Annotated in this window: 16 protein-coding genes and 1 riboswitch; of the genes, 9 read left to right on the top strand and 7 right to left on the bottom strand. The window is 41.3% G+C overall.

Features of this window, described 5'->3' with window-relative positions; all coding sequences use genetic code 11:
• Nucleotides 1-79: 79 nt before the first annotated feature.
• The gene (locus tag ATS76_RS05080; protein ID WP_006791329.1) at nt 80-733 is read right to left on the bottom strand and encodes a DUF2959 domain-containing protein; all 654 of its coding nucleotides are present in this window, start codon (nt 731-733) and stop codon (nt 80-82) included.
• Between the two features lie 85 nt (nt 734-818).
• Between ATS76_RS05080 and ATS76_RS05075 the strand changes: the two genes are divergently transcribed.
• Both ATS76_RS05075 and dtd read left to right on the top strand, forming a co-directional pair.
• Nucleotides 819-1721, top strand: a complete 903-nt coding sequence (locus tag ATS76_RS05075; RefSeq protein ID WP_058551313.1) for a virulence factor BrkB family protein — start codon at nt 819-821, stop codon at nt 1719-1721.
• Entirely contained in the window at nt 1722-2159 is a 438-nt protein-coding gene (gene dtd / locus ATS76_RS05070; protein ID WP_058551312.1) for a D-aminoacyl-tRNA deacylase, read from the top strand.
• On the opposite strand, the gene ATS76_RS05065 is transcribed toward dtd, so the two are convergent.
• Complete coding sequence (locus ATS76_RS05065) at nt 2156-2869, bottom strand: spermidine synthase (protein ID WP_058551311.1); 714 nt, start codon at nt 2867-2869, stop codon at nt 2156-2158. The genes dtd and ATS76_RS05065 overlap by 4 nt on opposite strands.
• Before the next feature lie 172 nt (nt 2870-3041).
• On the opposite strand from ATS76_RS05065, the gene ATS76_RS05060 reads away from it, so the two are divergent.
• Nucleotides 3042-3935 carry a bifunctional GNAT family N-acetyltransferase/hotdog fold thioesterase gene (locus ATS76_RS05060; RefSeq protein WP_058405939.1) on the top strand — a complete coding sequence of 298 codons (894 nt, stop codon included), beginning with the start codon at nt 3042-3044 and terminating at the stop codon, nt 3933-3935.
• A gap of 67 nt (nt 3936-4002) precedes the next feature.
• Here ATS76_RS05060 and ATS76_RS05055 read toward each other — a convergent pair whose 3' ends face one another.
• The 5 genes from ATS76_RS05055 to dapA all read right to left on the bottom strand — a co-directional run bounded on the left by ATS76_RS05055 (nt 4003) and on the right by dapA (nt 9212).
• Nucleotides 4003-5037 (bottom strand): phospholipase A, encoded by a 1035-nt coding sequence (locus tag ATS76_RS05055; RefSeq protein WP_058551310.1) that lies wholly within the window; start codon nt 5035-5037, stop codon nt 4003-4005.
• Nucleotides 5038-5240: 203 nt separating this feature from the next.
• On the bottom strand, nt 5241-6362 hold the full coding sequence (locus tag ATS76_RS05050) for a succinylglutamate desuccinylase/aspartoacylase family protein (RefSeq protein WP_058551309.1): 1122 nt from the start codon (nt 6360-6362) through the stop codon (nt 5241-5243).
• Between the two features lie 5 nt (nt 6363-6367).
• Nucleotides 6368-7573 carry a PLP-dependent decarboxylase gene (locus ATS76_RS05045; protein WP_058551308.1) on the bottom strand — a complete coding sequence of 402 codons (1206 nt, stop codon included), beginning with the start codon at nt 7571-7573 and terminating at the stop codon, nt 6368-6370.
• Nucleotides 7573-8313, bottom strand: coding sequence for a 2,3,4,5-tetrahydropyridine-2,6-dicarboxylate N-succinyltransferase (locus tag ATS76_RS05040; RefSeq protein ID WP_058551307.1), 741 nt, complete (start codon nt 8311-8313; stop codon nt 7573-7575). Before ATS76_RS05040 ends, ATS76_RS05045 begins: the two co-directional genes overlap by 1 nt.
• Before the next feature lie 14 nt (nt 8314-8327).
• The gene (gene dapA / locus ATS76_RS05035) at nt 8328-9212 is read right to left on the bottom strand and encodes a 4-hydroxy-tetrahydrodipicolinate synthase (protein ID WP_058551306.1); all 885 of its coding nucleotides are present in this window, start codon (nt 9210-9212) and stop codon (nt 8328-8330) included.
• 128 nt (nt 9213-9340) lie between these two features.
• A riboswitch (Lysine riboswitch) is annotated at nt 9341-9537 on the bottom strand.
• 183 nt (nt 9538-9720) lie between these two features.
• Here dapA and ATS76_RS05030 point away from each other — a divergent pair.
• The 6 genes from ATS76_RS05030 to ATS76_RS05005 all read left to right on the top strand — a co-directional run bounded on the left by ATS76_RS05030 (nt 9721) and on the right by ATS76_RS05005 (nt 18237).
• Nucleotides 9721-10425 (top strand): DNA-3-methyladenine glycosylase I, encoded by a 705-nt coding sequence (locus tag ATS76_RS05030; RefSeq protein WP_058551305.1) that lies wholly within the window; start codon nt 9721-9723, stop codon nt 10423-10425.
• 2 nt (nt 10426-10427) lie between these two features.
• A complete protein-coding gene (locus ATS76_RS05025) occupies nt 10428-11837 on the top strand; it encodes a protein adenylyltransferase SelO (RefSeq protein ID WP_058551304.1) in 1410 nt (469 codons plus the stop codon).
• A gap of 391 nt (nt 11838-12228) precedes the next feature.
• Nucleotides 12229-13284, top strand: a complete 1056-nt coding sequence (locus tag ATS76_RS05020) for an OmpA family protein (RefSeq protein ID WP_058551303.1) — start codon at nt 12229-12231, stop codon at nt 13282-13284.
• 278 nt (nt 13285-13562) lie between these two features.
• The gene (acnB, locus tag ATS76_RS05015; protein WP_058551346.1) at nt 13563-16160 is read left to right on the top strand and encodes a bifunctional aconitate hydratase 2/2-methylisocitrate dehydratase; all 2598 of its coding nucleotides are present in this window, start codon (nt 13563-13565) and stop codon (nt 16158-16160) included.
• A 199-nt stretch (nt 16161-16359) separates the two neighbouring features.
• Nucleotides 16360-16992: a 2OG-Fe dioxygenase family protein gene (locus tag ATS76_RS05010; protein ID WP_058551302.1), complete on the top strand. Its 633-nt coding sequence runs from the start codon at nt 16360-16362 to the stop codon at nt 16990-16992.
• Nucleotides 16993-17001: 9 nt separating this feature from the next.
• A complete protein-coding gene (locus ATS76_RS05005; RefSeq protein ID WP_058551301.1) occupies nt 17002-18237 on the top strand; it encodes a cysteine desulfurase-like protein in 1236 nt (411 codons plus the stop codon).
• The last annotated feature ends 27 nt before the right edge of the window (nt 18238-18264 follow it).

The following is an 18264-nucleotide window of genomic DNA, read 5'->3' as shown; positions in this document are numbered from 1 at the left end:
GTTAATCGTAACAAAAAATAATTTTAAAAAAGCCTGTTAGGGTAACAGGCTTTTAGGGGAGCTATATTAAGTAGCATTATTAGGCTTTGTTCATTTGTTCAATAAATTTGTTTGAATCGGCAATTGACTTGTTCATGTCGTTCATCAGTATCTGAATATCGCGTTTAAGGTTAGTAAATTCACCTTTTATAGCAGCAACTGCCTGTGCATTTAAATTATGCTTTAAGTACAAAACGTTATCTTTTAGTGATGAGAGTACTGGTTCCATTTTACTTTCAGCACTTCGCATAGAGCGAAGAAGCTGATCAAACTGGCGCTTAGTGGCGTTAAGTTTTTTACTGCTTTCGCGTTTTAACGAAGCGCTTTTGTACTGTTCTAACTCATCGCTCCACTCATCAAACAATGCTTCAGCAACGTCTTCTACTTTATTAATATTGGTAGTAACGTCGTCTGCGGCTTTAAGGCTTGATTCGTAATCGTCATTGAGTTGGTTGTAAGCATCTTGTAGCTCACCGCCGTCAAAATTAATAAGTGTAGTTAAACGTTCAAGCGCTGACTGAAACTCTTCTTGAGACTCTTCTTGCGACTCTTTTGTTTCTTCTACGCGGTCAATAAGAATGTCACGTTTGTGAACGCCTACTTTTTCCATTGCAGAATAGTAAGCTGATTGACAGCCAGATAATGCTAACGTTAGGGCAAGTATTGATGCGCTTAACAGTGTTTGTTTTTTCATTTGATTCCCTATTTACGTGTAAGTGCTGTAAATTCCGGTGCTGATTGTTATGATAATCAAAACTCGATAAGCACAAGTCAATTGTATGAATGATAAGCTCTCCCATTACAAACAGCAAGTTAAGTCCTTTATACGCCAGCAACCCGGCTGGTGGATGCAATATATTAACCGTTGTATAGATGATCAAATTACAGTTAATGCTGGTTACCTTGCTTACGTAACGCTACTTTCATTAATACCACTTATTGCGGTGGGTGTTGCTATATTTTCAGCGTTTCCGGGGTTTGAATCGACACGCATGGAAATAGAAAGCTTTTTGTTTACTAACTTTGTACCGACTTCTACGGATGTGATCAGAGAGCATATTAGCTCCTTTGCAGGAAATGCCAATCAAATGACTGCAGTGGGTATAGGTTTTTTAGCCGCTGTTGCCTTACTTTTAATACGTAATGTAGATGCAACGCTCAACCGCATTTGGCGTATTAAGAAAAAGCGCCCGATGATGATTTCATTTGCAGTGTATTGGATGGTACTGAGTTTAGGCCCAGTGTTACTGGGGGCAAGTATTGGTGTAACTTCGTACATTGTGTCGTTAGTCTCGTTTGCTGACCAAGGTATTCCAGGGTTTAGTGGTTTTTTATTAAAATTGCTCCCTTATGGAATTTCGATGATGGGGTTCATCATGCTTTATACCCTAGTGCCTAATACACGCGTATCGTTTAAAGCCGCACTGCCAGGGGCATTATTTGCTGCACTGTTGTTTGAGTTAACTAAAAAAGGCTTTGCACTTTATATTAGCCACTTTCCTTCGTATGAGGTTATTTACGGTGCAGTAGCCACTATTCCAATTTTATTTGTGTGGGTGTATTTAGCGTGGGTAGTCGTGCTTTTAGGCGCCGAATTTACAGCGTGTATTAGCCCAAATGATATTGAGGATACCCCAGAAATAGAACTGGAAGAAGAACCTAAATCAAAGGATATAAGTTAAATGCAAGGGTTAATACAGCGCGTAAAACACGCAAAGGTAGAAGTTAACAACCAAGTAATTGGGCAAGTAGCGCAAGGTATTTTACTTTTGTTAGGTGTTGAAAAAGCAGACGATAAACACGCTGCCGATAAGCTTTTACATAAAGTCAGTAATTACCGAATTTTTACCGACGAAAACAACAAAATGAACTTAAGCCTAAAAGATATAGGCGGAGAGTTACTAGTGGTTTCGCAATTTACATTAGCGGCTGATACCAAAAAAGGAATGCGCCCGAGCTTTTCATCGGCGGCAACCCCAAGCCAAGCTAATGAGTTGTATGAGTATTTTGTTGACCAAGCCAAAGCGTTAGGAATTAAAGTAGCAACTGGGGAGTTCGGTGCCGATATGCAAGTGAGTTTATGTAATGATGGGCCGGTTACGTTTAACTTATTTGTTTAAGGTGTTTGCTTGTGAATCACAACAATATGGTTAACGTACCCCTTAATTTTTTGAGGGTGAATATCACAGCCAAATACATTGTGTAATTGTTGCTGAAGTTGCTTTAACTGTGAGCTGTGTTGCGATAAAAAATTAATAAAGAGTGTCCCGTTGTTGTTCAGCGCTGAGTAGATTTTTTCATAAAATGCGCGTTCAAATAAAAAACGGGGTGCGTCTATGTGGCTAAACAAATCTAAAATAATCCAATCAATATTTCGGGCAGTATTTAACACCTGCTGCGCGTCAGCGCAAAGTAAACACTCATCACTTTTGATTGCAAAAAACTGTGAATAACACGCCAATATTTCTGCGTTTTTTTCAACTGACGTTATATTTACTTGGGGGTATTGGTTAAGTAAATAGTTGCGAATAGCCCCACCACCTAGCCCAAGTTCAAGCACGTTATTAGGTGGTGAAAGTGTTTGCCATTGTTTAGCCAAATATTGTAAGTGAGGAAACAACAGCGCTTCAGGGTTTTTGACATCGATAATGGATTGCAACGTATTATTAATTAGCAGCCACCGCAAATTACCATACTCGCGCACTTGAATGTGCTCGCCATTTACGTTGTGCCAATAAAGTAGGACTCCTTCATTTTGGCTGCCTTCAATAAAATGGCTATTAATTAGGCCTGTTGAGGCATCAATATATGTGGTCATGATCTTTATCATAAACCAGCTTGGTTAAAGCGCAATGTGATTTGTCATTAATTTTTTACGCATTTATAAAGTCTCACCAAAGTCGTATTTGCAGTTTTTTTAAGATGGAGTATGGTATTTGCCATCAACAGGTTGAGGCCTTTTTAAATTTTTACATGCGGCTTTTACAACAACAGGAGTAAGTATGTTTCAAGTAAGTACCCCACAAAGTAGCGAAGATTGGCAAGCTTATTATCAATTACGTTGGGAAGTATTACGTGCTCCATGGGGTGAGCCCAGGGGTTCTGAACAAGATGATTTAGAGCAGGACGCTGAACACCGGTTTATAAAAAATAAAGAGGGTGAAGTATTAGGGGTGGCTCGATTACATTTTAATAACCATGAGCAAGCTCAGGTTCGTTATATGGCGGTGGCTGAAGGTAACCGAAATCAGCATATTGGCAGTCGTCTGTTACACGATTTAGAAAAAATAGCATGGACACAAAATGCCGATGAACTAGTGTTATTTGCACGCGAACGCGCACTTGAATTTTATAAGCGCCACGGCTACGAATTAAAAGAAAAAGCGCACTTAGCTTACGGTGATGTTCAGCATTTTAAAATGGTTAAGCAAAAGCCGAGTGAGCCAGGTTGGTTCCGTCATCCTAATTGGACTCAAGTGCTACAAAATATCTGGCGGGAATCAATTCCTATTAGTGATGCAATGGGCATTAAAGTAGAAAGTTACACCGATTGGCAATTTACAACCAGCGCTGATTTAGACGCTAATTTAAATTTACATAACACCATGTTTGCTGGTTCTATTTATAGCTTAGCCACATTAACTGGCTGGGGAGCAACGTATTTGGCGCTCAAAGAAGCGGGGCTTGAAGGTAATATTGTACTGGCTGATGCCAATATTAAGTACTTAAAGCCACTCAATACAGATCCGCGCGGTTGTGTCGATTTACAAGCGTGTAAAGGTAAATTAAGCGATTTAGAAGCCGATGGTAAAACAAGTTATGTTGTGCCGGTAACCATTTATGATGGTGACAATGTAGTTGCTGAGTTTGAAGGTGTGTTTGCCGTAAAAAAATAACGAGTAATTTTTAATTAAAAAAGCCAAGCACTTAATAATTAATGCTTGGCTTTTTTATGCGCTGATTTTATAACAAATCGGTTAATAAGATACCCACGCCAATCCGCTCAACATCGGCGTTGTAATCAATTAGGCTTTCACCGTAGCCGTTAAAGTATTGCGCGTAGCCACGAACGCGGCCCCACAAAGGAAATGACCAATCAAGCTGAAGTGCACCGCGATTGTCTGAATTTAAATTGTTGCGAGTCATAAAGCTAAATTCATGATCGTGATAACGATACGCACCACTAAATTCAAAATACCCCATGTATTTGTAAATATCGGGGTTATCGTCACCTTTTGCGTCTAGCAGATCTTCTTTTTCGTCTTCAGCTATGCGGTACCAAGGTTTAAAACTAAAAACAAAGCCTCGGTTTTCCCAAATGAAATCGGCGTAAATACGGTTCCACGAGCGCGAGTTTGGTTGGCTACGGCCATTTGACTGATGCGATATACCTAGCACAATAGCCATTTCATCGCCCCAGAGTACGTTTTCTGGATCAAGGTAATTCATCCAGAAAATTTCTGGCTCGTAGTTAGTTTCACGAAATGGCGATGAAATTTCCGAGTTATAAATTTGCCAATACGATTGCAGGGTAAAGCCAAAATACAAGGCTTGGTCTTCGTCAGAGAATTCGTCAAACAAGGGGACCTTGATTGAAAGCTGATATTTAGCTTCTAAGTTATCGAGTGTATCACCATCTTGTTCGTCTGTGAGCTCGTCAAAACGATCGAACGGGCGATCGTTAGGATGCGAAACATATGATAATGGCAATATGTAATTACGTTTATGGGGTGTGATTACATTACGATTTTTTTTGCCTACCGCTTCACGTGCTTGGCGTTTATCAAGTGCGGTCAGTTGTTTGTTTTCTTCCAGTGCAGAGCATTTTTTACGAAGCTCATCGAGTGTTTGCTTGCCATCGCCCCCAATTACTTCATTCAAAATACATTGCTTGACGAGTTCTATGCTGCTGTCTTGCTCGTTTGTTGGTACTTCGTCTTGCGCAAATGCTGCGGTACTTAGTAAAGCTGAAAGGGTGATCCAGTGGCGCCAGCTCATTGTAATTCCTTGTGAGTATTGGGTAGGTTGTGATTTATTTTATTATAACGCTTTTTACATTAGGTACAGTGAACTTTTACTGAACTGTTTACATTACGTTAAAAGCGGTACTGATAGATCAAAAGAAAAGCGGCCAAAGCCGCTTTATCTAATGTACATTAACTTAGGAGATTAATGTACTCTCACGCAATGAGAAGGGTGAGCTATAGCTCAAATACGTTTGTAAAAAATTTATACAACTCAGTGCCTTGATTAACGCTTGCTGAGGCAAAGTGCAAAATAGCGATAGCATCGCAATCAAGACTCAGCGTTTGTAGTGGCTGCTCACTCAAGTAGCGCTCCATGCGTAAAACATGTGCAATGGGCTCGCCTGCTTTAATATGCCCACCTAGTGGGGCTACATATTCAACCATGCCGCCAATAGGGGCGTAATAGGCAAAGTAGTCATCTAGGTTACACGCATAGCGAGTTATATTAGCTGGTTTATGGGGTGCATCTACCAATACATTTTTATGATTTAGGTAACTTAAAATGCTATTTGCATCGTTGAGTGCTTCTTTTAGGTCTATTTTTTCTTGGCTACCTAGCTCAACAGTAAAGGCTTCTACCTGTACGTTAAAGTTCCTGCCTTGTGCTTCAAGTGCACTACTTAGGTGCCACCATGGGCAAAAGCTGGCTTCGTCCATGGCGCCATCAAAGTCGCTTGGGATCAGCAGTACATGTTCAATGTTAAAATAACGAGCGCTGTCGATTGCATACGTTGGGCAATATAAGTGCTTGCTTGAGATAGGCCCTGTGTGTAAATCAAGGACTATGTCGGCTTGGTGCGCAAGCTTTTGCAGGTTAAGCGCAATGCGTTTACCTGTATTGAGCAAATACGCGGGGCCGTTGAGTTTAGTATCTATTTCATCAAGCAAGGCTTGTTTAAAGTTACTTTTTAAAGCTGCATCGTCGTACTGGCTATGATCTTTGGCAAACTGGGTGACTAAATCACTATTGTAGTGATACATGCGGTTCCAGTTAGTGCCAGTAATTGGGTCGAATCGGCCAAGGGTAAATTCCCCTGACTTTTGATTACAGCCAATAGGGTTAGCATAAGGTACTAAGGTAATGTCGCCTTTTAAATTGAGCTGTTTTAATTGCTCTAGTAGCTGAAAAATAACCGCGTTACCTTGTACTTCAGCGCCATGCATGTTGGCTTGAATATAAATGCTTGGCCCGCTGCCATCGCCTTTTAAGCGATACACAGGAATAGTGAGAGGTAAGCCGTTTGCCACTTCCCCTACTACAATGTTTTCTTGGCTGATTGGTGTCGTTATGCTCATGTTTATTACCTTAAATAGTGGCTGGCATCTTCTGCTTGGCGTACGCAGGTAAGCTCACCATTTTGTAAAACGTATTCTGCTGCCAGCTCATGGCATAAAAAATACGGCATGCTTTCGGTAAAACCATAGGCGCCACATTGGCTAAATACCAGCCAGTCTTGCTCGTTTAAATCGCTTGGTAAGTTATGCTCGCCTAAACAATCAAGTGCTGTGCATAATGGGCCATATAAGCTCATTGCTTGTTTTGGCGCTGTTGATTCTCGCAGTAACGCAGCAGGAAAATCTTGGCTTGTAACAGCTGGGCGCAATAAGTGGTTAATACCACCGCTTAAAATAACTTGCTGCTGACCATAGTTTTGTTTGCTCTCAACGATGGGGTTGGCGTAATGACCGCATTCGCCTACAGCGTAACGACCAAGCTCCATCCATAACTCGTCTACACCCGCCTCTTTTTTAATTTTAGCAAGCGCGGCTATAAGGCCATCCCACTCAAGTGTTGCTTCGTTTGGGGTGTAAGGAATACCTAAACCGCCGCCTAAATCTAAAATTTTAAGGTTTATATTTAAGTTATTAGCCAAGGTGGTCAGCGGTGCAATCATTTGCGACCACAGCTCGCTTAGCTTTTGCGTGCTAAGCATGTTGCCCCATTGAAAAATATGCAGGCCATCAAAGCTAAGGCCTGGGTAATCGGCGGTATTTAGTGCTTGCCATTCATCGCAGCCTAAACCAAATGGTGTAAGGCTGTCGCCGCCTAGTGGGTTTTTTTTACCTTCAGGCCAGCGTAGTTGCACACGCAATAAAACTTGCAGCTGCGTATTTTGCAGCTGCGCTTGTTGGTTTAACCAACGTACTTGATTGAGGCTTTCGGCAACAAATATGCGCACACCGCGCTCAATAAAGTGTTTAATTTGTTTAGGGCTCTTTGCAGGCCCTGTGTTGAGCACGCGCTGCGAACTAATACCTTGTGCAAGGACTTGTTCAAGTTCACCTTTACTTGCTACGTCAAAGTTAAAGCTTGCGCTATCTAAGCTTTGAATAATCTTAGAAAGCGGGTTCGCTTTTACTGCATACCAAAGTTTTACATCGGTTTGCGCAACTAAGCGCGTAAGGTGTGCGTTTAGTTTATCTAGGTCGTAAACAAAAAAAGGTGTATCAAGTTGCTGTGTAAGCGTATTAACAGCGGTTTTGATTGGCGTGCTCAAAAAGCTCATTATCGTAAAACCTCTTCTAGCAATAATGATGCATCGCTTTGTTCGTCGCGGTATTTAACAATTAACGCACACGACATGCTTAAGCCTTGCTCTCGTGCCCATTCGTTAGACGCCGGGCGAGAGCCAGGTATTACAATTGCGTATTCTGGGATTGGCTCGCCTTTATCTAGCTGACGCTCATTAACGCAGTCGTACACCGGAATGGTTGCAGATAAGCGCACGCCTGGTGCAAGTACCGCGCCTTTTTTAACCACTACGCCTTCAACAATGACACAACCTGCGCCAATAAACGCATCGTCCTCAACCACAACTGGGCTTGCACCAATTGGCTCAAGTACACCGCCAAGTTGAACAGCTGCGCTCAAATGTACGTTTTTACCTACTTGTGCACACGAGCCTACTAATGCGTGGCTATCAACCATAGTGCCTTCGTCGATGTATGCGCCAATGTTTACGTACGCTGGTGGCATAATAATAGTGCCTTTAGCTAAGTATGCACCACGACGAACGCTTGAACCACCTGGTACCATACGCACGCCATCGTCAGTACTAAACTCTTGCGGTGCAAGGTTGTGTTTATCTACAAAACCACCTGCAAACTCAGTGTTAGTGCCATTTTTAAAGGCTTCTAAAATGCCTTGTTTTACTTCTACGTTAGCTTCCCATTGGCCGCTTTCGTTTTGTGATGCTGCGCGTACTGCGCCCGATTCTAAATTATTTAGTAGTTCTAACCAGCTCATTATAAAACCTGTATTTAATGCCAAGATAAAATGGTGTCGTTTGCAGTGGTAATGCAATCGGTTTGCGTTAACTCAAGATGTGTTAAAGGTGGGCGCAGCAACGGGCTACTTAAGCGGCCTTGTTGGTGCATTAACACTTTAACGGGAATAGGGTTTGCTACAGCAAAAAGGCTATTAATAGCGCGAGTCCACTGAGCAAATAAATTGGGGTATTGGCCACTTAGGCTGCGTTTTACAAACTCGTGCGTTTGTTTTGGCCATGCGTTTGCCGCAACCGATACTAAGCCTTTTGCCCCAGCTTGCGCGAAATAGGGCATAAGTGCATCGTCGCCACTGTATAGCGCTAAATTAGGCGCGGCTTGTCGGTATGCTTCAAACTGGGTGATGTTGCCACTGGCTTCTTTTAACGCCCACAGCTTTGGGTGCGCCTGTAAATTTTCGATGGTTTGCACCGGAATACTTACACCGCTACGCCCAGGTACGTTGTATAACATACACGGATGTGCGCTTTCGTTTAATAAGCTTTCGTACCAATGTGTTTGACCTACAGCCCCTGGTTTTGCATAAAGAGGCGAGCCTAATAAGTAGCTGTGAATAGGTAATTGGTTACAGTAGCTAACCCATTCTTTTTGTTGGGCTAAATTACTACCGCCTACAGCAACCATAAGCGGTACACTGGGTTTTAATTGGCACACGTGCTCAACAATGCCTTGCTGTTCTTTAAGTGTAAGCGCTAAGCCTTCACCTGTACTACCGAGCAGTAAAATACCGTTGTGTGCCGCTTCTTGTTCGCTAACAAGTTTTGTGAGCGTGTCGTAGTCAACATTACCTTGTTGATCAAACGGCGTTACAAGCGCTGTCCACAGTGCGTAGTCGTCTAAATTGAAGTTGTTGATCATCTCTTACGAACCTATAAGGTGTTCGAGATATTAAAGGGGCTTTATGATGTGAGCCGCATTAACGTCGTTCGAACAGTATTCGAAGAGCGAATGGGCTTAAAATAATAGGGCGCACGGCCTTATTATTTAAGACCAGAAGCTCTCCACCAAACTAATAAGCTGCTAAAAAACAGCTCTTGGTGACAGTCGCTAGGATTCAACCTAGTCGCCCGAAGTAATTGCTTCGCAAAAGCGTTTACCTCTCGGCGGTATTCCCCTCACGTATGCTCACTGGAGTTTGCGCTCCTAACATACGCTACCTGAATAACGCACCTCTTCTAGCCCTTTGTATTCGCTTAAAAGTAAAAACAAATACAATTTAAATAGGGTAATTGCGGCGATTAAAACATTTTAGCCATCTAGGTGTCAAGCTGCTAAATATAGATTAGCTCATCGAAAATAGCGGTGGTTACGTATTGGCTGCTTTTCTCGTACACTAGACTCAAAGAAGAAGTAAGGCATTAATCAGATGGAAAAATTTAGCGATATTTATAAGCGAGCGGTAGAGCGAAAAGGCTCTGAAAAAATGCTTAAGTTATTACTCGCAAAACCTTTATCTAAAAAAGCGTTAAGCACGTTAAGTGACGACGATTGGCTTGAAGAATTTACCCGAAAAGTTTTTCAAAGTGGCTTTTATTGGTCGGTAATAAACAGTAAATGGCCAGGCTTTAGAGAGGTTTTTTGGGAGTTTAGTGTTGATAAATTATTAATGATGCCGCCCGATATGCTAGAGCAAAAGGCAACCGATGAGCGCATTATTCGTAATTATAAAAAAGTGAAAACGATTCCTGAAAATGCTTACATGATCCACGAAATAGCACAGGAACATGGCAGCTTTAGTAAGTTTATTGCCCAGTGGCCAACAGATAATATTATTGGTTTGTGGGCGCATTTAAAAAAACACGGTGCTCGGTTGGGCGGCAATACAGGCCCCTATGCTTTAAGAGCGTTTGGTAAAGATACATTTTTACTTTCGCGCGATGTAGAAAGTTACCTAAGAGCGCATAAAATAATTGATGGCGGGCTCCAAACTAAAAAATCACTCACTGCAGCGCAGGCATTTTTTAACGAAATGCAAAAGCAAAGTGGTTTAAGCCTACAAGAACTTAGTTTAATTGTGGCCTATAGCGTTGGTGATAACCGGGTTGGCATACGCCAAAAGGCAGAGGATTGATAATGAAATTAGTGCCTAGATACACAGATATAGCAGATAACTTTGCAATAGAGGATCAACCATCGAGTGTTGCTGCTCCGCAGTTGCTATTGTGGAACGCATCGTTAGCTAAGCAATTTAATCTAGATGTTGAGCCGCAGCTGCGTGCTAGCAATTTTGCAGGCAATGAGCCGCAATCTGTAAAGGCAGTGGCACTGGGTTATTCTGGGCATCAGTTTGGACACTTTTCGCCGCGCTTAGGTGACGGGCGCGCGCATTTGCTTGGCGCTGTAAATGACGATAAAAATCAGCTATGGGATATTCAATTAAAAGGCTCAGGCGTTACCCCGTATTCTAGAGGTGGCGATGGAAAATGTGCACTAGGCCCTGCAGTACGTGAATACGTAATGAGTGAAGCTATGCACGCATTAGGTATTCCAACCACTCGCTGTTTAGCTGTTGTAGGTACAGGCGAAACTGTTTACCGCAGCCAGCCTCAGCCCGGTGCTGTTGTTACTCGCATAGCAAGTAGTCATATTCGGGTTGGCTCGTTTCAATATTTGGCAACACAAGGTGATATTGAAGGTTTAAAAAAACTAGCGGATTTAGCTATTGAACGCCATTACCCTGAAATAAAGAGTGAAGGCCCAGAACGGTATCTAGCTTTTTTAGCATCAGTGACTAATAACCAGGTAAGCTTAATAATTAATTGGATGCGCGTAGGATTTATCCATGGTGTTATGAATACCGACAACACGCTAGTAAGCGGTGAGACCATAGATTATGGCCCATGTGCGATGATGGATAATTTTGACTTTGACACCGTATTTAGTTCTATAGATAAACAAGGGCGTTATGCTTTTGGTAATCAGCCAAATATGGCGAGTTGGAATTGTGCACGTTTAGCTGAAAGCCTTATACCGCTAATTAGTGATGACGAAGAAAAAGCGGTGTCATTACTGACTCCTCTCATACATCGTTTTTCAGAAAAATTTAATACTGAGTTTACAGCAATGTGGGGTAAAAAATTAGGCTTGGTTGGCGTGAAAGAGGGCGATAAGGAGCTTGTTTCTGAGCTGTTAACATTATTGCAAGAGCACCATCTTGATTACACCAATACTTTTGATGCATTAACGGAGTTTGTGAATGGCAACGCAACTCTTCCCGAAGAATTAACTGAGTGGGCGAACAAGTGGCAAAGACGAATAAGCAACGAAAGCTACGAAATCATGCGAGCAGCGAACCCATGTATCATTCCGCGAAATCATATAATTGAAACAATATTAGCTGAGTATAATGAGCTTGGTTCAAGCAAGCTGATGAGTCGTTTTATCAAAGTGGCTAATAATCCGTACTTATTCAGCGATGATATGACCGAATTTCAAAAGGTGCATTTAAATGATACTAACTACAAAACCTTTTGTGGTACTTAAGTGTTGTAAAAATAGATAAGTTAATGATTATAAATAACGATATTATAGAACAGAGATGTTCATTGATTGAGCAAAGCAAATTCTGGTGTTACTATCTAAATGTATAAAGATAAGTTAGTTTCATTGTGAGCAAGAACAATTAATTGAGTTGTCTTTGTGTCTTCTGCAGATTATCGATTTATATAATCAACTAGTTGGTTTCTAGCTAGGTAAAGTTTTAAATTTCGCCTAAACTGACTTGTTGGATATCGTTATATCGCATTGAAAAAAATTATAAACTTTATTTTTCGTTAAGTATTGATTAACAAAAGTTAAGTTAGTCTGTATAAAACTTAGTGAGCTAGTACTTAATTAGCCACAATTTATTAGTTGTTAAAATGGGAAGAAAACAATGAAATTAAAATCACTAACTATTGCAATTGCGTTAGCTGCAACTAGCGTATCTTCATTTGCTGCTGACAAGCAAGAAGGTTTCTATATTGGCGCATTTGGCGACTACTACGATGCGTCTTGGGAAAATATGAGCGCACAAGCTGGTCTAGACGTAAATGAGTCGACTGGTTTTGGTCTTGAAGCGGGTTACCGTTTCAGTGATTTTTGGAGTGCTCGTTTAGAGTATGCAGATCTTGATTTCAATGCATTCGATAAAGCTGCTGGTAACCGTAACAATATTGATGGAAGCCGTTTTGGTATTGACGCGCTTTACCATTTAGATGGCGGCCCTTTTTACGGTTTAGTTGGTATTAAATCAATGGACGTAGTTGATGACAACACGTTCTTAAACGCAGGTGTTGGTTACAGACATTTCATTACAGATAACTTATTTGCTAACGTTGAAACTGCTGTATACCAAGGTATTGATAAAGGTTACACAGATGTTGGCGCTAAATTAGGTATTAACTATTTCTTTGGTCAAAACACTATGCCTGCTGAGCCAGTGCAGCCTGCGCCAGAAGTTGTTGAAGTGCAAGTAGCACCTGTTGATAGCGATAACGACAACATTCTAGATGTTGACGATAAGTGTGCTAATACACCAATGACAGACGCTGTTGATGGTACTGGTTGTACTTTATACGAAGATAAAGAAGTAACTGTAAGTTTATTAGTGACTTTCCCTAATAACAATTCAGCTGTATCACAGCGTTACTTAGACGACATCGATAAAATTGCATCGTTCTTAAAAGATTACCCAGAAACAACAGTGCTTTTAGAAGGTCATACTTCAGCAGTAGGCAAAGCATCTTACAACAAGTGGTTATCAAAAAAACGCGCTGACGCTGTAGCTAAGCAGTTAATGGACGATGGTATTGCGTCTGACCGTATCACTACGGTAGGTTTAGGTGAAGAGCGCCTTAAAAATGAGGCTAACACAGCAGCTGCACACGCAGAAAACCGCCGTGTTGAAGCGCACATCAAAACAATCAAAACGGTAAAAGTTTTACGTTAATAGATTATTTTGATGATAGAAACCCAGCTTATGCTGGGTTTTTTTATGGTTGCCATTTAAATCGTAATGATTATTACTTAACAAGTATTCATGGAAATAGAATTTACCGCAACCACTATTCATGTTATTTATAGCCGGTATAATCAGTTGTGTAACTGGATGGATTTTCATCTATCTATAAAAGCTTTATAATTACGCGTTAGAATACTATAAGTATTGGGTAACAAGTGCGCATGAAGCGCTACCGAATACTTTCACGTCACCAAGAGGGCAATATTGTGCTACAAGAATATCGTAAACACGTAGAAGAACGTGCCGCGTTAGGTATCGTACCAGCGCCATTAGATGCTCAGCAAACTGCTGATCTTATTGAATTAATAAAAAATCCACCGGCAGGTGAAGAAGAATTCATTCTAGATTTATTAGTTAATCGTGTACCACCAGGTGTGGATGATGCTGCATATATCAAAGCAGGCTTTTTAGCCGCTGTTGCTAAAGGTGAAGTAAGTACTTCTCTAATCTCTAAAGAAAAAGCAGCTGAACTATTAGGAACAATGTTAGGCGGATACAACATCGCGCCAATGATTGACCTACTTGATGACGAGTCATTAGCGCCGATCGTAGTAAAAGGCCTTTCAAATACACTACTTATGTTTGATGCTTTCTACGACGTAGAAGAAAAAGCTAAAGCGGGTAATGCGTTTGCTAAGCAAATTATCGAATCTTGGGCTGCGGCTGAATGGTTTACAAATAAGCCTGCAGTAGCTGAAAAAATCTCTGTTACTGTATTTAAAGTAACGGGTGAAACAAATACTGATGACTTATCACCAGCACCGGATGCATGGTCACGTCCTGATATCCCACTTCATGCTTTGGCGATGCTAAAAAATGAGCGTGATGGAATAAACCCAGACAAAGCAGGTGAAGTCGGTCCTATCGTTCAGCTTGAAGAATTAAAAACTAAAGGCTTACCACTTGCTTATGTAGGTGACGTTGTAGGTACTGGTTCTTCTCGTAAATCTGCAACTAACTCTGTGCTTTGGTTTATGGGTGATGATATCCCATTTGTACCAAACAAACGTGTTGGTGGTGTATGTTTAGGTAATAAAATTGCACCTATCTTCTTTAACACAATGGAAGATTCTGGCGCATTACCAATCGAATTAAATGTTGATGAGTTCAACATGGGCGACCAAATCGACATCTACCCATACGAGGGTGTTGTTAAACGCCATGGTACAGATGATGTGATCTCTACTTTTGAACTTAAATCAGACGTAATCCTTGATGAAGTTCGTGCTGGTGGTCGTATTCCACTTATCATTGGTCGTGGTTTAACAGACAAAGCACGTACATCTTTAGGTTTAGGTGCTACTGATGTATTTAAAGTACCAGCAGTGACTGAAGAGTCAGACAAGGGCTTTACACTAGCACAAAAAATGGTGGGTAAAGCATGTAATGTTGCTGGTATTCGCCCAGGCCAATACTGTGAGCCTAAAATGACTACTGTAGGTTCGCAAGATACTACAGGTCCTATGACACGTGATGAGCTTAAAGACTTAGCATGTTTAGGCTTCTCTGCAGATTTAACGATGCAGTCATTCTGTCATACTTCTGCTTACCCTAAACCAATTGACGTAAACACTCACCATACGCTTCCTGATTTCATCATGAACCGTGGCGGTGTTTCACTTCGCCCAGGTGACGGTGTAATTCACTCTTGGTTAAACCGTATGTTATTACCAGATACTGTAGGTACTGGTGGTGATTCACATACGCGTTTCCCATTAGGTATTTCGTTCCCAGCAGGTTCAGGTGCAGTTGCATTCGCAGCCGCAACTGGTGTTATGCCTCTTGATATGCCTGAATCTATTTTGGTTCGCTTTAAAGGTGAAATGCAACCAGGTATCACGTTACGTGACCTTGTACATGCAATCCCTTACTACGGTATCAAAGAAGGGCTATTAACGGTTGAGAAGAAGGGTAAAATCAACGAATTTTCTGGTCGTGTGCTAGAAATTGAAGGTGTTGAGCACTTAACTGTTGAGCAAGCGTTTGAGTTATCAGATGCATCAGCAGAGCGTTCAGCAGCAGGTTGTACTGTTAAGCTTTCTAAAGAGTCTATCAGCGAATACCTTGAGTCTAACATTGTTATGCTTAAGTGGATGATCTCTGAAGGTTACGGCGATGTTCGTACAATCGAGCGTCGTATTACTGCAATGCAAGATTGGTTAGCTAACCCAGAACTTATGGAAGCTGACGCGGATGCAGAATACAAGCACGTACTTGAAATTGACCTAGCTGACATTAAAGAGCCAGTACTTTGTGCTCCAAATGACCCAGATGATGCGCGTTTACTATCTGACGTTACAGGCGAGAAAATCGATGAAGTATTCATCGGCTCTTGCATGACTAACATTGGTCACTTCCGTGCTGCTGGTAAATTACTAGATGGTTTCACCGGTCGTATCCCAACACAACTTTGGGTTGCTCCACCAACGAAGATGGATAAAGATCAGCTTACTGACGAAGGTTACTACGGTATCTTTGGTCGTGTTGGTGCACGTATCGAAACTCCAGGTTGTTCTCTGTGTATGGGTAACCAAGCACGTGTTGCAGATAAAGCAACGGTTGTTTCTACCTCAACACGTAACTTCCCTAACCGTTTAGGTACAGGCGCAAACGTATTCTTAGCATCAGCAGAGCTTGCAGCAGTAGCGGCAATTTTAGGTAAATTACCTACTCCAGCTGAGTACCAAGAATATGCAGCGAAAATCAATGCAACAGCAGCAGATACTTACCGTTACTTGAACTTCCACCGTATGCCTCAGTACACTAAAAAAGCAGACAATGTAATTATTCAGCAAGCTGTTTAATTTATAGAGTTTGAATAAAAAACCCGCTTCGGCGGGTTTTTTATTGTTTAAAGTTAATTTAGATTATTCATGCTTTAATAATTTTATATTGAATTAAATTTAAGTATTATTTGCTTTTTAGTTAGATAATAAAGCAATAATTCCTCGCTATATGCATTAAAATCCCTCCCAATATTCTCATTATTTTAGGCGAGATTTCATGACTGCATTAAACAACCAGAATTTACTGCAACTTCGTTTTATTAACCAAGCAAATATTGATTTGGTTAAGCCTTCTTTTGACAACCTACCTGCAAATCCTTATGCAGATGGTGAATTTCGTAAGCGTCGTTATTCAGTAATTAAATTTCAAAATGGTGAGCTAAAATTGCAAGCTGCCAAAGCATTTGTCCAAGACGATTCAATTAATACGTTTCAAGGCAACGTTGAGCGTACTTACGAAAATTTAGAGCAAAGCTTACTTGAATCAGATGGCATGAAAAGTATTGTTAGCGAATTTTGTGCTATTACAGGTATTGATGAACAGCGCGATATTGAAATACATCAATTTAGAATGCTTGCAATTGATAGCGATACACCAGCAGCGCCTGAAGGCGTTCACCAAGATGGCTTTGACCACGTATGTGTATGCGGTGTTTCGCATGAAAACCTTGAAGGTGGCGAGCTACTTGTATATGAAAACAAACAAGCCGAGCCATGTTTTAAAATGGAAATTAAAGACGGAATGTTTGCGCTTATAAACGACCGTCAAGTGTGGCACAACGCCACACCAATGAATAAAATTGATGCCAGCAAGCCAGGTTATCTGGATTGTTTTGTACTTACCTCTTAAGGAATGCTCATGAACATAGCGCAATTACGTGAGCAGTTTCCTGCACTAATACAAACCGTTGATGGTAAATCGCCAATATTTTTAGACGGCCCAGGTGGCTCTCAAGTGCCTCAGTCAGTGCTTAATGCTATGTCTGCTTATTTAGGGCACTACAACTCAAACCTGGGCGGTGCGTTTTTTTCAAGTGACAAAACCGTTGAGTTAATGGCAAATGCCCGCCAAGCTGCAGCAGATTTACTCAATGCGCCAAGCGCTCAAAATATAGTGTTTGGCCCTAACATGACCAGCCTTACCTTTAGTTTTAGCCGTGCTATTTCGCGAAATTGGCAGGCAAGTGATGAGATTATCGTGACTAACGCCGATCACTTCTCAAATGTATCGTCATGGCAGCAAGCCGCAGAAGATAAAGGCGTTAAGGTTAATACTGCCTTGATTAATGAAGCCGATTGCAGCCTAGATATGACGCAGTTTGAAAGCTTATTAAACAGCAAGACTAAGTTGGTGGCTGTTACCTATGCCTCAAATACCACAGGCTCAATTAACGACATTAAACGTATTATAGAGCTTGCTCATGCTGTAGGCGCTCTTGTGTATGTTGATGCTGTGCATTATGCGCCGCATGAGCTTATTGACGTACAGGCACTTAATTGTGACTTTTTAGCCTGCTCGGCATATAAGTTTTTTGGCCCGCACTTAGGTATGGTTTTTGGTAAAACTGAGCACTTAGAAGGTTTTACACCTTATAAAGTCGAACCCGCTAAAGATGAAGCGCCGGGACGCTGGGAAACCGGTACCCAAAGCTTTGAAGCAATGGCAGGCTTTGTTGCTGCTGTTGATTACATTGCTGCAATAAGCGAGCTTGATGATGGCCATACGCGCCGCGAAAAGCTAAGCGTGGCGTTTGCTAAAACCAAACAGCATGAGATGGCGCTTAGTGAGCATTTTTTAACGCGTTTGGTTAACTACCCTCGTATAAAATTGTACGGTATTGATGACTTTGATCGCTTAAACGAACGTACCCCTACGTTTGCTTTAACATTTGAAGGGCTTGAGCCTCGCGCCGTTTCAGAGTTTTTAGGCAAACAGCATATATGTGTGTGGGATGGACATTTTTACGCGCAAGGTTTGTGTAAGCAGTTAAACGTGCTTGATAAAGGCGGTGTAGTACGTATTGGTTGTATGCACTACAACACAGTCGAAGAGCTTGATAAGCTGTTTGATATGTTTGACGAGCTACTTGGTTAAAGAGTTCGTCTATTAAATATATAAAAA

Source organism: Pseudoalteromonas sp. 10-33, assembly GCF_001469195.1.
Lineage (GTDB): Bacteria > Pseudomonadota > Gammaproteobacteria > Enterobacterales > Alteromonadaceae > Pseudoalteromonas.
Note: the sequence above shows the minus strand (reverse complement) of the source record. Positions and strands in the feature narration are given on the sequence as shown.

What these genes read in the sequence shown, in the direction of transcription:
- ATS76_RS05080 (WP_006791329.1), bottom strand. Translation starts at nt 733, where the DNA reads ATGAAAAAACAAACACTGTTAAGCGCATCAATACTTGCCCTAACGTTA.
- ATS76_RS05075 (WP_058551313.1), top strand. Translation starts at nt 819, where the DNA reads ATGAATGATAAGCTCTCCCATTACAAACAGCAAGTTAAGTCCTTTATA.
- dtd (WP_058551312.1), top strand. Translation starts at nt 1,722, where the DNA reads ATGCAAGGGTTAATACAGCGCGTAAAACACGCAAAGGTAGAAGTTAAC.
- ATS76_RS05065 (WP_058551311.1), bottom strand. Translation starts at nt 2,869, where the DNA reads ATGATAAAGATCATGACCACATATATTGATGCCTCAACAGGCCTAATT.
- ATS76_RS05060 (WP_058405939.1), top strand. Translation starts at nt 3,042, where the DNA reads ATGTTTCAAGTAAGTACCCCACAAAGTAGCGAAGATTGGCAAGCTTAT.
- ATS76_RS05055 (WP_058551310.1), bottom strand. Translation starts at nt 5,037, where the DNA reads ATGAGCTGGCGCCACTGGATCACCCTTTCAGCTTTACTAAGTACCGCA.
- ATS76_RS05050 (WP_058551309.1), bottom strand. Translation starts at nt 6,362, where the DNA reads ATGAGCATAACGACACCAATCAGCCAAGAAAACATTGTAGTAGGGGAA.
- ATS76_RS05045 (WP_058551308.1), bottom strand. Translation starts at nt 7,573, where the DNA reads ATGAGCTTTTTGAGCACGCCAATCAAAACCGCTGTTAATACGCTTACA.
- ATS76_RS05040 (WP_058551307.1), bottom strand. Translation starts at nt 8,313, where the DNA reads ATGAGCTGGTTAGAACTACTAAATAATTTAGAATCGGGCGCAGTACGC.
- dapA (WP_058551306.1), bottom strand. Translation starts at nt 9,212, where the DNA reads ATGATCAACAACTTCAATTTAGACGACTACGCACTGTGGACAGCGCTT.
- ATS76_RS05030 (WP_058551305.1), top strand. Translation starts at nt 9,721, where the DNA reads ATGGAAAAATTTAGCGATATTTATAAGCGAGCGGTAGAGCGAAAAGGC.
- ATS76_RS05025 (WP_058551304.1), top strand. Translation starts at nt 10,428, where the DNA reads ATGAAATTAGTGCCTAGATACACAGATATAGCAGATAACTTTGCAATA.
- ATS76_RS05020 (WP_058551303.1), top strand. Translation starts at nt 12,229, where the DNA reads ATGAAATTAAAATCACTAACTATTGCAATTGCGTTAGCTGCAACTAGC.
- ATS76_RS05010 (WP_058551302.1), top strand. Translation starts at nt 16,360, where the DNA reads ATGACTGCATTAAACAACCAGAATTTACTGCAACTTCGTTTTATTAAC.
- ATS76_RS05005 (WP_058551301.1), top strand. Translation starts at nt 17,002, where the DNA reads ATGAACATAGCGCAATTACGTGAGCAGTTTCCTGCACTAATACAAACC.